General features: G+C 68.7%; 12 protein-coding genes. 7 read left to right on the plus strand and 5 right to left on the minus strand.

What is annotated here, in order from left to right; genetic code table 11:
- Positions 1 to 181: 181 nt before the first annotated feature.
- Positions 182 to 3928: a DUF5979 domain-containing protein gene (locus AC3ANJ_RS03510; RefSeq protein ID WP_488318249.1), complete on the minus strand. Its 3747-nt coding sequence runs from the start codon at positions 3926 to 3928 to the stop codon at positions 182 to 184.
- Positions 3929 to 4105: 177 nt separating this feature from the next.
- Here AC3ANJ_RS03510 and AC3ANJ_RS03515 point away from each other — a divergent pair, with 177 nt between their 5' ends.
- On the plus strand, positions 4106 to 5023 hold the full coding sequence (locus tag AC3ANJ_RS03515) for an aldo/keto reductase (RefSeq protein ID WP_488318250.1): 918 nt from the start codon (positions 4106 to 4108) through the stop codon (positions 5021 to 5023).
- Positions 5020 to 8019: a glycoside hydrolase family 2 TIM barrel-domain containing protein gene (locus AC3ANJ_RS03520; protein ID WP_488318251.1), complete on the plus strand. Its 3000-nt coding sequence runs from the start codon at positions 5020 to 5022 to the stop codon at positions 8017 to 8019. Before AC3ANJ_RS03515 ends, AC3ANJ_RS03520 begins: the two co-directional genes overlap by 4 nt.
- A gap of 64 nt (positions 8020 to 8083) precedes the next feature.
- Here the strand turns inward: AC3ANJ_RS03520 and AC3ANJ_RS03525 are convergent, their stop codons facing one another.
- The 3 genes from AC3ANJ_RS03525 to AC3ANJ_RS03535 are packed head-to-tail and all read right to left on the minus strand — an operon-like array spanning position 8084 to position 12586.
- Positions 8084 to 9346 (minus strand): four-carbon acid sugar kinase family protein, encoded by a 1263-nt coding sequence (locus AC3ANJ_RS03525; RefSeq protein ID WP_488318252.1) that lies wholly within the window; start codon positions 9344 to 9346, stop codon positions 8084 to 8086.
- Positions 9339 to 10595: a RuBisCO large subunit C-terminal-like domain-containing protein gene (locus AC3ANJ_RS03530; protein ID WP_488318253.1), complete on the minus strand. Its 1257-nt coding sequence runs from the start codon at positions 10593 to 10595 to the stop codon at positions 9339 to 9341. Before AC3ANJ_RS03530 ends, AC3ANJ_RS03525 begins: the two co-directional genes overlap by 8 nt.
- Positions 10596 to 10600: 5 nt before the next feature.
- Positions 10601 to 12586 (minus strand): glycoside hydrolase family 127 protein, encoded by a 1986-nt coding sequence (locus AC3ANJ_RS03535; RefSeq protein WP_488318254.1) that lies wholly within the window; start codon positions 12584 to 12586, stop codon positions 10601 to 10603.
- 148 nt (positions 12587 to 12734) lie between these two features.
- Here AC3ANJ_RS03535 and AC3ANJ_RS03540 point away from each other — a divergent pair, with 148 nt between their 5' ends.
- From AC3ANJ_RS03540 to AC3ANJ_RS03555, 4 genes are all read left to right on the plus strand, one after another.
- Positions 12735 to 14060, plus strand: a complete 1326-nt coding sequence (locus AC3ANJ_RS03540) for an ABC transporter substrate-binding protein (RefSeq protein WP_488318255.1) — start codon at positions 12735 to 12737, stop codon at positions 14058 to 14060.
- A 73-nt stretch (positions 14061 to 14133) separates the two neighbouring features.
- Positions 14134 to 15015: a carbohydrate ABC transporter permease gene (locus tag AC3ANJ_RS03545; protein WP_488318256.1), complete on the plus strand. Its 882-nt coding sequence runs from the start codon at positions 14134 to 14136 to the stop codon at positions 15013 to 15015.
- 1 nt (position 15016) lies between these two features.
- Entirely contained in the window at positions 15017 to 15925 is a 909-nt protein-coding gene (locus tag AC3ANJ_RS03550; RefSeq protein WP_488318257.1) for a carbohydrate ABC transporter permease, read from the plus strand.
- A gap of 19 nt (positions 15926 to 15944) precedes the next feature.
- Complete coding sequence (locus AC3ANJ_RS03555) at positions 15945 to 16604, plus strand: aspartate/glutamate racemase family protein (protein WP_488318258.1); 660 nt, start codon at positions 15945 to 15947, stop codon at positions 16602 to 16604.
- Here the strand turns inward: AC3ANJ_RS03555 and AC3ANJ_RS03560 are convergent.
- Positions 16601 to 17587 (minus strand): GDSL-type esterase/lipase family protein, encoded by a 987-nt coding sequence (locus tag AC3ANJ_RS03560; protein WP_488318259.1) that lies wholly within the window; start codon positions 17585 to 17587, stop codon positions 16601 to 16603. The genes AC3ANJ_RS03555 and AC3ANJ_RS03560 overlap by 4 nt on opposite strands.
- A gap of 145 nt (positions 17588 to 17732) precedes the next feature.
- On the opposite strand from AC3ANJ_RS03560, the gene AC3ANJ_RS03565 reads away from it, so the two are divergent.
- Positions 17733 to 18758, plus strand: coding sequence for a LacI family DNA-binding transcriptional regulator (locus AC3ANJ_RS03565; RefSeq protein ID WP_488318260.1), 1026 nt, complete (start codon positions 17733 to 17735; stop codon positions 18756 to 18758).
- Positions 18759 to 18761: the final 3 nt, after the last annotated feature.

Below are 18761 nucleotides of genomic sequence, written 5' to 3' on the forward strand. Positions count from 1 at the left end.
GTTGAGCGAGGACGGCGGAGCCGACCGAGTCGAAACGCAGTTGCGGCTGAGGTTCTTCAGCCGGGACCGCGTTTCGACTCGCGGAGACCTGCACTGAGCTAGCGACAGCGAGTCGAAGTGTCGCTCAACGAACGAGTGGGGGCGCGCTCAACGAACGAGTGTGGCGCGGGTGACGCGGAGGTCAGTCCTGGTTCCGGCGTCGGCGCACCACGATCAGCACGATTCCGGCGACGACGAGGACGACGGCCCCCAGGATCACGGGCAGCGGGACACCCGGCCCGCCGGTCGTCGGCAGCTCGCTGTCGGCTCCGGCATCCGCGTCCGCACTGCTGTCGGCTCCGGCATCCGCGTCCGCACTGCTGTCCGCGTCCGCACCGCTGTTCGCATCCGCACCAGTGTCATTGTCGCCATCCGGCACATCCGCGTGGTTCACGACCGAGAAGGCGAGCGATTCTCCGCCGACCAGGTCGACGGTCGCCCAGCCGTCGGCATCCGTCGTCAGGGGCTCGCCGTCGACCGACCAGGTCGCCGTCTCCCACGCGACGTCGGCGACGGCAGGCGGGGCGACTTCGCGGATCCGCAGCGAAGCTCCGGTCGGGAGGTTCGCCACCGAGACGCTCTCTCCTGCGGTCAGGCTCTCGGTCTCGACCGCGCCTCCGTCGACGGAGTATTCGATCGTGTAGACGGTGTCGTTCGGCACACGGGATGCGCGATCGCCGTCGACCGTCTTGGCGACCGAGAACGCCGACGTCGGCGCCGTATTCGCCGTGTTCGTCATGGTGAGCGCGATCGGGTCGGGGGCGTCGCCGCCGACCAGGCGCACGACGGCTCGGCCGCCGTGCGTGGTGACGAGATCCTCACCATCCGCGCTCCAGCTCACCGGCCCCCACTCGACGCCGTCGATCACGGGGAGCTCGCCCTCTCGAAGTTCGACGACCGTTCCGACCGGCAGGTAGGGCGACACGGCGGGCGCGTCGATGCCGGCCATCAGCGGCTCCTCGCGTTCGAGGAGCTCGCGCCATCGCACGGGGAACAGCGTGTCCGCAGGGACGAGGGATGCGGCATCCCCTGCGATCTGCTTCTCGACCGAGAAGCGCGTCATCTCGACGGCCGTGTTCGTGACCTCGAGCTCGGCTGTCCCGCCGCGCACCACGAGGGAGTTCGACGGGCTCCAGGTGGTGCCCGCCCAGACGTATTCGGGCGGCAGCGCGGCGCTGGCCTGTGTGACCTCCGCCAGGTGCACGACGGTGCCGATCGGGAACAGCACAGGGGCGCCCTGGTCGTCGGTGGGGCCTGCGGGCGTCCCGTCGGCGGGAAGTTCGAAGCTGCCGGTCTGCACATCGCCGAACGGCACATGGGCTTCGTAGTCGACCGTGAACGAGTCGACGAGCACATCAGACGGATCGATGCCGACGAGATTCTTGGTCACCGTGAAGGTGCCGAGGCGAGCCGAGTGGACGTTGGTGATCGTGCCGGACACCGTGGACTGGTCGTCCGTGCCGATCACGAGCTCTCCGGACGTCGCGCCCACCGGCGTCTCCCACCGGATGCCCTCCGGCGTCGGCGCGCGCAGTTCGCCATACGTGATCACGGTCCCGTAGGGGAACTGGAGCGGGTCGCCCGCGGCATCCACGGGTCCCACCGGCGTGCCGTCGCCGGGCAGGCGCAGGACGCCGTCGGTGGTGATCCCGCCGGGGGTCGTCGCGGTCCAGGAAACGCTGAACTCGAGCCCTTCCGGAAGGTGGATGCCGGAGGCGAACTGCTTGTTCAGCTGGAACGTGCCCTGCTTGAGCGCGTTGGCGACCTCGATCACGATGTCGCCTGTTTCGGGCAGCGGGATCGAGGCGATCTCGTCGAAGCCGCCGGGTGCATATTCCTGGGTCTCGCCGTCGGCGGTGACCAGGAACACCGGGGCATCCCACTGGGCGGGATCCGTGGGGGTGCCGTCGAACGTCGGAACACCCTCCGCGAGTTCGAGGGTCTCGGCATCCGTCTCGACGTCGTCGAGCAGTTCGGGGTCGCCGAGCGGCAGCACTCGGTCTGTACGCGCCGGGGCCGGATCGGTGTTGTAGCTGACGGTGTATTCGTAGTCCGCGTCGGCGCCGGTGGCGGACTTCACGATCGAGATGGTGCGTTCAGCGTCATCCGGTGCCAGCGTGTTGGTGAGGGTGACCGCGACGGTGGTGTCGTCGCCGATCAGGAACGTGCGGCCGGGATCCCAGGACGAGCTGACCCATCGGTAGCCGTCCGGGGGCGTGACGCCGGAGCGGTCCTCCGTCAGTGCGATGCGCGTGCCGGTCGGGAAGTCCTCGCCGACCTCGACCATCGTGCCGTCGAGAGGCACGTCCATGGTGCCGGAGTCGATCCGCTCGCCGCCGTGGAAGGCGACCCAGTTCACCGGCACGGTTCCGTCCGCTTCGACCGTGGTGCCGTCGGGGTCGAGCACCTCGATCCTCTTCGTCACGCTGAACGTGCCGGTCTGCGCTGCGGCGACGTTCGTCACCACGACATCAGCCGTGCCCGTTCCGACGGTGATCTCATCCGGCGTGATCGTCGCGCCGGTCCACTCGTACCCGGGGACGGACTCGGGGTCGATCTCGTCGAAGACGATCACGGTGCCGGTGGGGAACGACTCGCCGGCGGCGACCCAGTCGCCGTCGGCGGGCACCTCGAGAGTTCCCGCCGCCTCGGTGCCGTCCGGCTCGGTCGCGGTGTAGTTCACCGTGAACGTCGTGCCTTCGGGCAGCTGCTCGGCATCGATGCCGTCGAGCTCTTTGTGGATGCGGAAGGTGCCGTTCTCGGCGTTGCAGGCGATCTGGCCGGCGAACAGGTACGAGTGCACCTCGCCGCCCAGGAGCGTGACGTTGTTTCCGATGACCTGCCCGTCCAGCGGGGAGGCGCTGACGGTGACGTCCGCGTTCGGGGCGTAGATCGATCCGTCCATGCGGGCGCCGCCCGCGTCGATCGAGACGTCACCGGTGACGGCCGAGAGATCCCAGAGCGTGTAGGGCGAGTAGGCGCCCTGCGGGTCGATGCGCGCACCCGTGACCGAGGTCGTGCCGGCCGGCACCTGGATCACGAGCGGGTTCTCCACACCGGGGGTGGGACCTGCGGAGAACTGGATCAGCGACGCGCCCGCGATCTCCATGTAATCGACGACGTTCACCTGATCGGGGCTGAGGGGCGCCAGCACGGCGCGGTCGCCGGTGTTCTCGGCCACGGCGACCTGGTACGCGGAGTCGGGCAGCCCGGCGAGGCAGGCTGCGGCGTCGTCGTAGGACGCCTCGGCGTTCGCCTCGACGTAGTCGGCGACGGCCGTCGCAGAGGTATCGGCCGTGTAGATGCTCCGGTTGCCCGCAACGGATGCCGGAGGCGTGGCGTCATCGGGATAGGTCTGCGCCGTGGCGTCGATGATCGGCGCGTGGTCGGGGTTCTCGGGCGTGAGGTTGAGGCGCAGCCAGTCCGCGCGCTGCGAGGCTTTCCACGGGCCGTCCCGCTCGACCATCTTCAGATCGCCCTGCAGTGCGGGATCCGACGTGCCGGCGCTGGTGATCGCTGTGATGCCGCCGCTGGAGGGCGAGTAGGAGTCGACGAGGAGCCGCGTGGGGTCGCCGTCGATCGACGGGATCGTGTAGTCAGCGGTGCCCGCGGCGACGTGGATGATCGCGTACTGCGCATTGCCGGGTTTGGTCGCGGCACCGCCGGCGGCGATGCTGCCCTCGGTCTCCTGATTGCCGAGCGTGATGTCCTCGCGGGCGTAGACCGTGAAGCCGCCGTTCATCGCCAACGGGTTGAAGGTGTCGGGGTAAGCGGCCTGAGCCGGCGTCGCGGTCGCGAGGGGGGCGACGACCGCTCCGGTGAGCGCCAGGGCGCCGGCGACGAGGCCGGACAGCAGGCGGCGGGCACGGCGAGCGGGGTATTGCAGCATCAGGACGGATCTCTCGTGGCTTCGGGCGCGCCGTCATCGGGCGATCGACGCTGTTCCCGAGAATAGTCGCCGGTCCTGCATGGGACCGATTCCACGGTGGACGTGCTTCGATCGACACATCCTGGACAGCGGGGGTCACCCTGAAGTAGATTCAATTCATAACCGAATGGATATGCAATGACGCTGAATGCCCCCGTTTCCCTCGTCCTCGGCACCTCGCCGCTCGGGTCGGATCCCGACACCGCTCTCGACACCGCGCTCGCCCTGCTCCGCAGCGGCATGCTGGTGGACACCTCCAACATGTACGCGGGTGGCGCATCCGAGCGCGCGCTCGGCGCGGCGCTCGCCGCTATGGATGCCGACGAGCGGGAGGCCGCGGCATCCCGCATCGTGTCGAAGGTGGACTGCGACCCCGAGACCGGAGCCTTCGACGCCGATCGGGTACGCCGTTCCTTCGACGAGACGCGTGAGCGGCTCGGCATCGACCGCCTGCCGCTGCTGCACTTGCACGACCCGTACACGGTGACGTCGGCCGAGGCGCTCGCCGCCGGCGGCGCGGTCGAGGCTCTCGTGCAGCTCAGGGACGAAGGAGCCGTCGACGCGATCGGGATCGCCGCGGGGCCGGTTCCCCTCATGCGGCGCTACGTGGACAGCGGCCTGTTCGACGCGGTGCTCTGCCACAACCGCTTCACGCTCGTCGATGACAGCGCTCGCTCCCTGTTCACGGCCGCGCGCGAACGAGGGATGACGGTGTTCAACGCCGCGCCGTTCGGAGGTGATCTCCTCGTCAAGGGACCACGGGAGGGTGCTCGGTACGAATACCGTCCGATCGGGGACGAACTGGCGGCCTGGACTGCGTCGCTGTTCCGGATCTGCGCCGACCACGACGTGCCGGCCGCCGCAGTAGCGCTGCGGTTCTCGACAGGCTCGTCGCTGGTCGATCGCACCGTCGTCGGCGTCTCGTCAGCGCGCCGCCTCGACGAGCTGCTCGCGCTGGATGCGGTCGTGATCCCGGATGCCGTATGGACCGCGATCGAGGCGCTCGGCTCCGCCCCATCGCCGGTAGACGATTCGCGGTACGAGGCGGAGGCATGATCGACCATTACTGGGAGAGCACGCTCCCGGGAGAGGGGCGCCGTGCGCCGCGTGCCGATGCTGTGACCGATGCGCCCGTGCTCGATCTGAACGGCATCTGGCGCTTCCGGCTCAGCCCCACGGCCGAAGGCACCGGTCCGGATTTCGTGCGGGAGCACTTCGATGACTCCGGTTGGGACCCGATGCGGGTGCCGTCGCACTGGGTACTCGAGGAGTTCACCCCGCTTGCCGGAGGTCAGCGCCGGCGCATGCTCGGGACCGAGGAAGGCCCGCTGTACACGAACACGGCCTACCCGATCCCCCTCGATCCCCCACGGGTGCCGACCGAGAACCCGACCGGGGACTATCGCCTCGCGTTCGACGTCCCCGAGGGCTTCGGCCCTGCCGTCCTCCGGTTCCAGGGGGTCGACTCCTGCGCGAAGGTCTGGCTGAACGGGCAGGAACTCGGCTGGTCGACGGGCTCGCGACTGCCGTTCGAGTTCGACGCTCCGGTCCGCTCCGGCCGCAACGTGCTGGCCGTGCGCGTGCACCGCTGGTCGGCAGGCACCTACCTCGAGGATCAGGACATGTGGTGGCTGCCCGGGATCTTCCGGGACGTCGAGCTGATCGCGCGCCCGCAGGGTGCGATCGACGATCACTTCGTGCACGCCGACTACGATCACGCCGTCGGTCTCGGCATCCTGCGGGTGGATGCCTCGGTGGATGCCATGGTGGAGATCCCCGAGCTCGGCATCCTGATGCCGGCAGGTGAGACGGCCACCGTGCCGGTCGAGCCGTGGAGCGCGGAGAATCCGCGTCTCTACCGCGGCGTCCTGCGTTCGGACGGCGAACAGGTGGAGCTCGCCGTCGGGTTCCGCCACGTCGAGATCGTCGACGGCGTCTTCACGGTGAACGGGCGCGCGGTGACGTTCCGCGGCGTGAACAGGCACGAGCACCATCCGGACACGGGGCGGACGCTGGATCGGGAGACCATGATCCGCGACATCGTGCTGATGAAGCGGGCCAACATCGACGCCGTTCGTACCAGCCACTACCCGCCGCATCCCGAGTTCCTCCGGCTGTGCGACGAGTACGGGCTGTGGGTCGTCGTGGAGGTCGACCTCGAGACGCACGGGTTCATCTACGAGGGCTGGGAGCACAACCCGCCGGCACTGCCCGAGTGGCGCGCCGCCCTGATGGACCGCCTGAAGCGCACTGTCGAGCGCGACAAGAACCGGCCGAGCGTCGTCGTCTGGTCGCTCGCGAACGAGAGCATGACCGGCGAGGGGTTCACGCAGATGCGTCGCTGGCTCGACGAGCGGGACCCGTCGCGCGCCGTGCTGTACGAGCGCGACCCCCGCTACCGCGATTCGGACTTCTACTCGCTGATGTACCCGTCCCTGGACCTGCTCGAGCAGATCGGACGGCGCGAGGAACCGCGCGGCGGTCGCCTGAGCATGCACGGCATGGTGTTCGATGCCGAGGGCGACGCGCCGGACGGGATCTCCGATGCCGACGATCTGCGCCGCCGCGGACTGCCGTTCCTCCTGGTCGAGTACGCGCACGCCATGGGCAACGGCCCTGGTGGTCTGCAGGACTACTGGCGGATCATCCGCGCGCACGATCGGCTGTGCGGCGCGTTCGTGTGGGAGTGGATCGACCACGGCTTCACGGCGCGCACCGACGACGGCGTCGCGTACACGATGCACGGCGATGACGTGGACTACGAGCCGCGGGGCGGACGGTTCGGCCTGCATGGACTCGTCTTCAGCGATCGGACGCCGACGCCAGGACTCATCGAGCTGGCGAAGGCGCACGAGACGGTCTCGATCACGATCGACGCCGATACCGTGGTCATCGCGAACGACCGGCACAGCACCTCGACGGATGACCTCGTCTTCCGCTGGTCGGTCGAACACGACGGCGTGGTCGGCGCGGACGGCCTCGTCGATGCACCGGTGCAGGAACCGGGGGAACGGACGGAGGTGCGGATCCCGGATGCCGCGGCGATCGCGCTGAGATCGGCCGCCGCGACGGGCGATGCCGTGCTGACTGTCGAGGCCGCGCTCGCGGCCGACACGGCATGGGCCCCGGCGGGGCATGTGGTGTCCTGGAGCCAGCGGGTTGTCCGCAGAGAACCTCCGGTGCCGAAGTCAGCGGTCGGTCCGACGCGCACGTCGGCCGGCGAGCACGCCGTCGGCCCCGCCGTCTTCGACGGCACGACGGGGCGCCTGTTGCGCATCGGTGACCTGGCGCTCGACGGACCGATGCTGGATCTGCACCGCGCGCCGACCGAGAACGACCGCGGGCAGGGAGACACGAACAACCTCGCCGCCGTGTGGCGCAAGACCATGCTCGATCGGCTGCTGCATCGCGTCGATTCCGTATCGGCCGAGGACGGCCGGTTCACGGTGCGCGGTCGCACAGCGCCGAGGACGCATCCGCACGGCGTCGCCTGGACGATGACGTGGACGGCCGCGGGAGAGGGCATCCGTCTGGATGCGGATGCCGATTTCGTCGGCCCGTGGACGGACACGCCCTATTTGAACCGCGACATCCCGGTGCCCCGGCTCGGGCTGCTGTTCGGCCTGCCCGGAACGGCCGAGCGTGCGACCTGGTTCGGGCGGGGACCCGGCGAGACGTATGTCGACTCGTTCGAGGGGTCGCGCGTCGGGCGCTTCACCTCATCGATCGACGAGCTGCAGGTGCCGTATCCGGTGCCGCAGGAGAACGGCAATCATGTGCAGACGCGCTGGCTCGAGGTGTCGGGCGGCGACCTGCCGACCCTGCGCGTGGAGGGTGCGCCGGAATTCGACTTCACAGCGCGTCGGTGGACCTCGCACGACCTGGAGGCCGCCGGCAAGCCGCACGAACTCGTCGATTCGGGGCGCGTATGGGTGAACATCGACCACGCGCAGCAGGGACTGGGCTCCGCCTCCGTGGGGCCCGCACTGCCCGACCGCTACCGGATCCTGCGCGAGCGGACCGCATGGAGCGTTCTGATCAGCGTCCGCTGAGCAGAACGCTGCCCGCGTCTCGACTCGCTTGGCTCGCTCGACGAGCGAGGACGCTGGAGCCCGCTCAGGGGCGCGCGAGGGCGGCGACGTCGGTGAAGAGACTGTCCGCGCCGACCTGGCCGCCCTTGAGCAGCAATTCGAGACCGTCGACCGCGGAGTCCGAGCTGTGCGCGCGCAGGATCACGACGTTCCCCCACGGATTCGCGGCGATCGACAGGGCGTCGACCCCGAGCAGCCTGGTCACCCGGCTCGATGTGTCGCCCCCGCACACGATCACGCGCCTGGTCGCGCCGGACCCCACGGTCGCGGAGATGACGGATGCCGCAGCATCCGCGATCGACTCCAGCACCGTGCTGCCGGCGAGCGAGTCGACGTCGGCGTCGTCGGACGTCAGCACGACTCCGCGTCCCGCCCGCAGGGCCTCGAGCACGGCAGGCGTCCCCGATGCCCCGTCCAGCGGGAGAGGCGTGACGAGCCAGCCGGCGTCTGCCGCGGTATCCGCCTGCCGCCTGGTCTGCGCAGAACGACTGCCGGAGACGACGAGCACCGGGCCTCCTGTCGCCGTCGACGTGGGGATCGTCGGGGCATCACCCGGACTTGCCGCCGCGATGCCGTGCGAGAGCCCACCGGAACCGATCGCGAACACCGGCGCCGCCAGATGCTCCAGTGCGTGACCGACGGTCTCCAGGTCATCATCCGTGAGTGCATCCAGCACGACGGCCGCCTCGGTGGCATCCTGCAGACGCTCCGGCAGCTGCCCGTAATCCGGCAGGGAGACCGCGCCGATCGCGGCATCCGTCTGGCGTCCGATGTGCACGGCCAGGTCGGCTTCCGTCATCGGCGTCGAGGGATGCTGCGACATCGTCGGCTGACGATCCAACCGGTGGATCGTGCCGCGCTCCGCGGCGAAGTGCTGACCGAAGACGGTGTAGCGACCGAAATCCGGCTGAGCGAACAGCATCGGCACGACGCGCTCTCCGAAGACCTCGCGGCCCAGCTCCAGCACACGGCCCAGGCTGCCGACGTCCGGTGCGGAGTCCGCCGTCGAGCAGGCCTTGTACTGCACGAGTCGCGGGCTCGTCGCAGCGAACGCCTCCAGCACAGGGCGCAGCTCGTCCTCCATCGCGACCGGGTCCAGAGAACGGGAGATCCCCGCCACCCCGACGACGTCGACCTCGGATGCCGCGCGCCGCAGCGTCTCGGCATCCGGCAGGGTCGTGAACAGGCGTCCTGACCATCCTCGGCGAGCGAACTGCAGCAACGCGTCGACGCTGCCCGTGAAGTCGTCGCCGTAGAACGCGACGGCTCCCCGTTCCGAGTCAGACACGGACGGGCCCGAACTGCTCCGCCGCGCGACGAATGGCTTCGGACGTCGAGAACGCGTCGTCCGCACTCTCGCCCCGCGCCGCGGATGCCCACGCTTCGCGCATGCTGGCGACGCCGGCCGCCGCCCCGTCGGGGTGGCCGTGGATGCCGCCACCGGCGAGCACCAACAGATCGGTGGTTCCCACGGCGGCGTAGGTGGCGTGCGCGAGACCGGCCCACTGGCCGGAGGACAGCACCGGCACCGTCGGCGTGAGACCCAGCAAGGGCTCGCGCACCGCCGCGATGGAATCGAGCACCTGGTCGTCCGTCTCGTAGAACTTGTTGCTGATGCCGTTGGTGTGCAGGTGGTCGGCTCCGGCGAGGCGGGCCAGTTTCTGCCACGCCCGGAATCCTATCCCCACCTGATCCGAGCGTCCGAACGCGCCGAACATCGCGCGGTGCCCGTGGATCGGGACCTCGCTGTGACGACGCAGGAACTCGAGGCCGGGGATGCCGAGAAGGTTGACGCACGCCATCACGGCGGTGCCCCCGGCCGCCACGACCAGGTCGTGGTTCGCCTCGAGCCTGCCGATGTCGTCGGTGATGTTGAAGGCGTACATCGGCTTGCGGCCGGTGCGGTCCGCGTACTTCTCGAGGACGGGCATGACGGCGCGCACGCGCTCGGCCAGGGGCGCGGACGGCCCGTTGCCCTGCAGCTCGTCGTCCTTGATGAAGTCGATCCCGGCTTCGGCGAGCTGCTCGACCACCTCGGCGAGATCGGCGGGGGAGAGTCCGATGCTGGGCTTGACGATCGTGCCGATCATGGTGCCCTCCGCCCTGCCCATCAGGCGACGGGTCCCCTCGACGCCGAACGCGGGACCCGGGTAGTGATCCGCGAAGGCGGGAGGCAGGTCCAGGTCAACGAGGCGGATGGCAGCGAGTTCCTTGATCTCGAAGAGGTTCCCGGCGACGGCGGCGAGGAGGTTCGGCAGCGATGGACCGAAGTTGTCGAGGGGGAAGCGCAGGCGCAGAACCGCTCTGCGGCGCAGCGCAGGGTCGCCGACGGCCCCTGGCAGGGGCGTCGACCCGGTCAGCGGCACTTCGGTGATCGACTCCACCTGTGCGGCGAAGCGCGCGCGCAGATCGTCGGATTCGCGTTCCACACGGACGAACGTGCCCGTGGACTGCTCGCCGGCGAGAACCTCGGCGGCGAGCTGCAGCGGCAGCGAAGTCTCGATGATGTAGGTCGCGATGACGTGCTGTGGTTCCATGCGCGTCACCAGACCAGGGGGAGCCATACCGACATCTCGCCGGCGCCGCGGTTGCCCCACGCGTAATAGGGCACGAGTCGGACGACGGCCGACGAAGGCTCGACGTCGGCGAGTTCGGCGTAGAGCGCATCGTCGTCGGTGGGCGGGAGCACGGCGATCTCGGTCTCGAGTGCGATGACGGCATGCCCGGAGACGTCCGCCTCGACGGGCGTGAAGACCGTGCCGCGACGGAGGGCGGCCTGCTCGAGCACGATGCCGTCGGGCAGATCGGCGCTCTCCAGGCAGTAGACGACGGGCCCGCGGCGGACGGCGACCTGGTTGGTCGTCTCCTCGGCGAGGCGGTGACCGCGCAGTACGCGCACCGGCATGGGCAGGGTCAGTTCCACGACGTCGCCGGTGGTCCAGCCGCGCTCGATGCGCGTGTAGGACGACGGCGCTGTGACGGCGACGGGGTCGCCGTTGACAGTGAGCACGGCATCCGTCGACCAGCCGGGGATGCGCAGGTGCAGGGGGACGCGCCCTTCTGCTCCGGTCACGGTGAACCGGACGGTTTCGCCCCAGGGGTAGCCGCCGTCCTCGCGGAGTGCGAGCCGACCGGCGTCGGTCGTGACATCGAGCGTGCTGCCGCCGTACAGGTGCACGAAGATGCCGTCTTCGCCGACAGAAGCCGCGCGTTCGTGGAACCGTGCGAGAGTCCGTGCGATGTTCGGCGGGCAGCAGAAGCAACTGAGGTACGACTCCCGCAGCCGCTCGTCCGACGGGGGCGGCGGTGGCGTCGGGTGCAGCGCGGTATCACCCGGTCGTCGCAGCGGGAACGGCAGATCCCGCACCTGGCGCAGCGGGTTCGTATAGAAGTACTCCGACCCGGCCAGGCTGATGCTGGAGAGCAGGCTGTTGAATGCGACCTGTTCTATGACGTCCGCGTACTGCGCCTCGCCGGTGAGCGACAGCATCCGCTCCGCCCAGAAGATGAGGCCGATGTTGGCGCACGACTCGTTGTGGGCCGTGGTGTGCGGCAGCTGGTACGCCCGCCCGTACGACTGATGAACGCGGCTGATCTGGTCCTGCCACGGCGAGCCGTCCGGCGAGGCGCCGTCGTACAGCGCACCGGCGCCGCCGGTGATGTACAGCTTGGTGTCGACGACGTCGCGCCACAGTCGACCGAGCACCGCCTGAAGTTCGGCATCGCCCGTCTCGGCCACGAGGTCGGCCAGACCCGCGTAGAGATAGTTCGCTCGGACGGCGTGGCCTGCGACCACGGTCTGCTCGCGCACCGGGAGGCGGTCCTGGTTGTCGTCGCCGCCCTCGAAGTCGTCGCGCACCCGCACGAATGCCTCGGACAGACGCAGATAGCGCTCGTCTCCGGTCGCCCGGTACAGGTCGATCACGGCCATGTAGTGGGACGGGCAGATCGCGCTCCGGGCGAGCTCGAGCGGCTTGTTCGTGGCGAGATCCTCCAGGAAGGATGCCGCTTTGCGCGCGGCATCCAGCAGGGTGGTCGAGCCGGTGACCTCGTAGTGCCGGACGCCGGCCGTGATGAGGTGGCCCAGGTTGTAGGTCTCGAAGTTGAACCGGTCGGCGAGCTCGATCGCCTCCTGGCGGTTGCGGCTCGAGATGACCGTCGGGGTGTGCAGGTAGCCGTCCTCGCGCTGCACGGAGGCGATGAGCGACGCGATCTCCTCGATGCGGGCGGCGAGCTCGGGATCGGGATCCGTCTCGAGACGGGCGATCGCGGCCTCCAGCCACTTGTAGAAGTCGCCGTCCATGAAGGGCGGACCGGAGTGCTCGCCCTCCTCCAAGCCGGCGGCGATGCGGAAGTTCGTCAGTCCGGGGCTCACGCTCCGATCGCTCAGCGAGGACCAGATCTGGGGGATGGTGACGTCCCGGGTGCGCTCGTGCACCTCGCCCCAGAAGCCGCTGGTCCACCGCGCTCCGGCGGCATCGAGCGGACGCAGACGAGTGTGTTCTCGCAGCGGAGTCGTCGCGGTCATTGGTGCCCCTTCCAGGTGGCGTTCACGTCACTGTAGTCATGATTCGATCACGAAGTGAATAGAATTTCAACCCTGACTGTTGACACACTTCGGATTCTTTCCTACTGTCATGGATGTACCTTTCGCACCCGTCAAGGAGGACGCCCCCATGGACTCACGCAGCAACCGTCGCCGGCTCGCGACGCTCGGCCTCGCACTCGCAGCGGTTGTCCCGCTCGCGGCGTGCGCCGGCGGCACCGGCGGTACCGGATCCGAAGGCGGATCCGGCGCCGACCCCGACACGTTCACCGTCATGACGGCGAACGAGAACCCCGTCCTGGAGGAGCAGCTCACCGCGCTCGCCGAGGGCGCCTGCACCGCCGAGAACGAGGCGCTTCCGCTCGAGCACCAGAAGGTCGCGCAGGCCGACACGGTGCAGAAGGTCACGCTGCTCGCGAGCCAGGACGCCCTGCCGACGCACACGATCGCCGGCACCGCTCTGATCCGCCCGGACGGCGACCTGGGCGCGGCAGGACTCGTCGGCGACCTCAAGGCCGCACTGGAAGAGGCCGGCACTTGGGACAACGTGCTCCCCGCCGCCGAATCCACGGTCGAGCAGGTCTACGGCGGCTTCGTCTCGATGCCGTATCAGTACAACATCGAGGGCATCTTCTACAACAAGCAGATCTTCGCCGACAACGGCGTCGAAGAGCCGCAGACCTGGGACGATCTGCTCACGGCATCCGCCGCACTGCAGGATGCCGGCGTCGTCCCGATGACCGAGGCCGGCGCGAACGGCTGGCCGCTGACGCGCATCATGGGCATGTACATCTACCGCAACGTCGGCCCAGAGGCCATGACCGCGATCCAGGACGGTTCGGCGAAGCTGACCGATCCGGAGTACGTCGCCGGGGCGCAGGCGCTGGCCGACTACGCGGATGCGGGATACTTCGGTGAGGGCTTCACCACCCGTGACGGCGACACGTCGTCGAACATGTTCCTCACCGGCAAGGCGGCGATGACCTACGACGGCACCTGGCTCCTCAGCGCCATCAACGACCCGGAGCGCAACCAGATCGGCGGCGAGAACGTCGGCTTCATGCCGTTCCCGGCCGTCGAGGGCGGCGAAGGCACGATCGACCAGTATCCGGCCAACGCCGGTGCGCCGATGATCGTCAATGCGAAGCAGTTCGGACCGAAGGTCCAGGACTGGATCAGCTGCATCGCGGAGAACTACGGCCAGCAGGCGCTGCAGGATGCCGGAGTCATCTCCGGCTTCAAGGTCAACGGCGAGGTCACCGACCTCTCGGAGAACACCGCCGAGATCCAGGAGCGCATCGCCGGCATCGACGAGACCGTCCTGTGGTTCGAGGCGCTGTTCGACCCGAAGAGCAACTCCCTGGCCTCGACGAACGCGACGCTGCTGACCACGGGTCAGATGACCGCCGAGGACTACATGAAAGAGCTCCAGGCGAGCATCGACGCCAACAGCTGACCCGACGCCGGCCTCCCGGAGACTCTCGCCTCCGGGAGGCCGGCTCCTTCCCTGAGAGAAAGCAGTTTCGAGGATGAACTCGATCTTCGGAGATCGCAAGACGATCTTCATCCTGCTGGCCCCGGCACTCCTGCTGTACACCCTGCTCAAGATCGTGCCGGTGCTGTGGTCGTTCGGCCTGTCCTTCTTCGAGGGCAACACGCTGCGCGGCTTCGAGTGGGTCGGCTTCCAGAACTTCGCCACCTTCTTCACCGACGGTGCGGCTCTGCAGTCGATGTGGGTCAGCGTCTTCTTCGCGATCGTCGCGACGGTCGGGCAGGTGGCGCTCGGGTACGGCTTGGCCCTGCTCTACGTCTTCGTCCTCCGCAAGGGATCGTCGTTCGTCCGCACGATCGTGTTCTTCCCGACGGTGCTGCCCACCGTCGCCGTCGCCCTGCTCTTCAAGAGCTTCGTGGCCGTGGGCGACAACCAGGGCCCGGTCAACGACATCATCAACTTCTTCGGCGGAGAGAGCGTCGAGGTGCTCGCCTCCACCGTCGGCACCATGTCGACCGCGATCGTCATGACGCTGTGGGGCTCGATGGGCTTCTACGCCGTGCTGCTGTACGCGGGCCTTCTCGACATCCCCGAGGAGGTCATCGAGTCGGCGCGTCTGGACGGCGCCAACGGCCTCAAGCTCGTCCGCCACATCATCGTGCCGCTATCGCTTCCGATCCTGATGTCCTCGATCATCTTCAGCCTGAACTCCACGCTCAAGGTCTTCGACAGCCTGCTCGCCCTGAACGGCGGCGGCCCAGGCACATCCACCGCGCCGCTCACGCTGTACATGTACCGCACGGCGTTCGAGTACGCGGAGTACGGCTACGGCTCGACGATCGCGATGGTGCTCACCCTGCTCTGCCTGGTGTTCACCCTGGCGATCTTCCGATCCTCTCGACGCAAGGCGGAGGCCTGACATGACGATCACTCACACGGACACCGCGGCGACCGTCGCCGTCCCCACGCGTCGCCGCCCCAGCCAGACCCGCCGCACGGCGGTGCGCCTGATCCGGCGCGTGCCGGTATGGCTCATCGTGGCGCTGCTCATGGTCGTGGTGCTGTACCCGCAGCTGTGGATGGTGCTCGGCTCGTTCAAGACGCAGGCCGAGTTCCTCTCCAACCCCGCACTGTCGCTCCCGGAGACCTGGCAGTTCGACAACTACATCCAGGCGCTCACCAACGGCAACGTCGGACAGAACTACCTCAACAGCATCATCGTCACGATCCCGTCGGTGCTGCTGATCGTGTTCATCGGCGTCGCCGCCGGTTACGCGCTCGAGGTCATGATCTGGAAGGGGCGGGGCGGCGTCCTGCTGTACGTGCTCGCCGGCATCATGGTCCCCGGCCAGATGATCCTCGTGCCGCTGTTCATCGTGTACTTCCGCATGGGCATCACCGACACGCTGCTGCCGCTGATCATCACGTACACCGTGATGGGTCTTCCGCTGACGACGTTCCTGATGGCCACGTACTTCCGCTCGGTCCCGCGCGAGATCTTCGAGGCGGCGACGGTGGACGGCTCCGGCCCGCTGCGGTCGTTCTTCGTCATCGGCATCCCCATGATGAAGAACGCGATCCTCACGGTCGGCCTCGTGCAGTTCTTCAGCGTCTGGAACGACCTGCTCATCGCGCTGACCTTCACGACGCGCCCCGAACTGGCGACGATCCAGGTGGGTCTGCTGAGCCTGAGCGACGAATACGGATCGACCCAGTACGGACCGCTGTTCGCAGCGGTGAGCATCAATATCGTCGTGCTGCTGATCGTGTTCCTCGCGCTGAACAAGAAGATCATGGCCGGCATGTCCGGTGGCGCCCTCAAGGGCTGAGACTTGGGAGACTGAAGACATGAGCGCACCCCGCATCGCCTTCCTGCACACCGGAGCCGTCAACATCGCGCCCTTCGGCGCTCTGGCGGCCGAGTTCCTGCCCGAGGCGACTGTTGTGAACTACCTCGACGACCGGATCGTGGCCGACCTCGGCGACGAGGCACGGGCGGCCTCCGTTCCGGAGCGCATCGAGGACCTGGTCCGTGCCGCCGCAGCAGGGGGAGCGGATGCCGTGATGTTCACCTGCTCGTCGATCTCCGAGCTCGCAGCCCCCGCCGCTGCGGCCGCCGGTGTCAGCGTCCTCCGGGTCGACGAGGCCATGGCGGATGCCGCGGTGGCCGCCGGACGCCGCATCCGCGTGCTCGCGACGCTGCCGACGACCTGCCGACCGACGCTCGGCCTGATCGAGGAGCGCGCGGCTCTCGCCGGGGTCGCTCCGGAACTGAGCAGCGAAGTGATCGACGGAGCCTTCGAGGCCATCGTGAGCGGTGACCGGGAGACGCATGACCGCCTCGTCGGCGCGGCGATCCAACGCGGTGCGGCCGAGGCCGACGTGATCGTGCTGGCTCAAGCCTCCATGGCGACGGCGGCCGAGGCAGTGTCCGTCGACGTGCCGGTGCTCACCAGCCCACGGCTGGGCGTCGAGCGGCTGGCCGGGTCGCTGAGCTCCGGGCGTTAAACCCGCAGCTGCCGGAGCTCGGCTGTCAGACGCTCGCCCATCAACCGGTAGCCGTCGGCGTCGGGATGGACGCCATCCGACAGCAGATGAGCCTCTTCGAAGCCCAGGATGCGGGGGCCGTCGATGAGATGGAGCAGGTCGTCATCGGTGCCAGCGACGACCTCGGCGATCGCCTCGCGCATCCCCTGCAGCGTGGCGCCGACGGCGTTCGGGGTGCTCTCCAGGCCCGGCGCAACGATCGGAGTGATCACGGCGATCGGCGCCGACGGGTGCGCGGCGCGGACCTGATCGATCAGCCCCGCGACCTGGGGGGCGAAAGCGCGCGGCGACATCGACGCGTTGCCCATCACGTTGATCCCCACGCACAGGCTGATGATGTCGGCCGGCACCGTTGCGATCGTGCGGGTCGAGATCGGGTCGAGATGGCACTGCCCGCCGAATCCGAGGCAGGTCAGGTCCCAGTCGAGAGCACGCGCGACGAGCGCAGGCCACGTCTCGCTCGGCCCGCCGGCGGCGTTGCACTGCGAGATGGACGAGCCGTAGGTGGTCCACCGGGTGGGTGCGGTCGCGGCTGGGGCGGCCGACCCGCTCAACTGCACCGACCTGATCCACGTCTCGCCGACCTGCGGCAGCCATGCCTGGACCCGGTGCGTCCCCGCCGGCAGGGGGACATCGAGGGCGAAGGGCCCGGCGACGAGGTCGATGCGCCGATGCAGCTCGCCGTCGACGAGGACATCGATACGTGAGTCGCGCGGGATGTCGAGCAGAAGGTCCCCACCGAGCGCGATGCTCTCAGCATCGGTGTCGATGTCCAGCCGGACTCCGACGGACTGGCGCGCGTTCACGATCAGATCGGGAGCGAACGCCCGGTCCACGAGCTCTGGCAGCAGCCTCCAGGCGCGTATCGCGCCGTTGCGCTCTTCCCAGCCCACCGCCCCTCGCCAGGCGTCGGGCCGTGTGTCGGGTCGGAGATCATTCGCCACGATCACCGATCGTAGCTCAGGTGCGGATGATTGAACAATCGTTATACGGACTGTGTCGTCGATCGGTTGGAAACCAGCATGGGTGCGGCTTGACGACTCGGTGAATCGTTTGTGCCGGTGCATATCCGACCGATATGATCCCAGCATGGTTACTCTGCGGGATGTGGCCGGCCATGCCGGGGTCTCTGTCTCGGTGGTTTCGCGCGTACTCAACTCCGATCCATCTGTCAGGATCCGTCCGGAGACGAGGCAGCGCATCCTCGACTCGGCACAGCTGCTCAGGTATTCGCCGAACTCCGCAGGGCGCTCGCTGCGTCGCTCTCGCACGCACATGCTCGCCTTCGTCGTCCCCGACGTCACCAACGCCACGTTCACGGACCTCGTGAACGGCGTCGAGTCGCGCGCCCTGGATCATGACTATTCGGTCGTGCTGGCGTCGAGCCCGAGGATGCAGCCAGGAAGCGACGGATTCGCCCGGCTGCTGAACGAGCGCCTGGTCGACGGCGTGCTGCTGCAGAAGGGCGATGAAGCGCCTCTCGACCTGGTGGCGCGAGCGCTCTCGCATCCCGAGCGGACCGTGCTGATCAACTCCGGCCCTGTCGACGGCGTGACGACTCTCGCCATCGACGACGTCGCTGCCGGTGAACTCGCCGCACGGCACCTGATCGAGCTCGGACACACACGGATCGGGTACGTCGGCGGCGTTCCGACGTCCGACACGAGTGACCGACGACGTGCCGGTGTCGAGCAGGCGCTCGCCGCTGCCGGCTTGACCCTGCCGCCCGAGCACACCACCGCCTTGGGCTACACCTACCGATCGGCTCGGGATGCCGCACGGCTGCTGCTGGGCCGCCAGCCGGCGCCGACGGCCGTCGTCGTCGGCAACGTGAACGCCGGGATCGGCGTGCTGACGGAGGCCGCTCAGATGGGCATCCGCGTGCCCGAGGACCTGTCCGTCGTGGCGATTCACGACATCTGGCCGGCCATCACGTGTGCACCGGCATTGACCACCGTCCGGCTGCCCATGGCGAACCTCGGAGCCGCCGCGGTGGACCTCCTGCTCGCCGGGCTCGAGAAGACCGCAGGCCCCTCAGCGCCGACCAGCGGAATCGTCGACGATCCCGCACCGGAACTGGTGCTGCGTGCGTCGACGGCGCCGCCGGCAGCGTGACCC

The organism is Microbacterium sp. STRO-1N, from assembly GCF_057748015.1.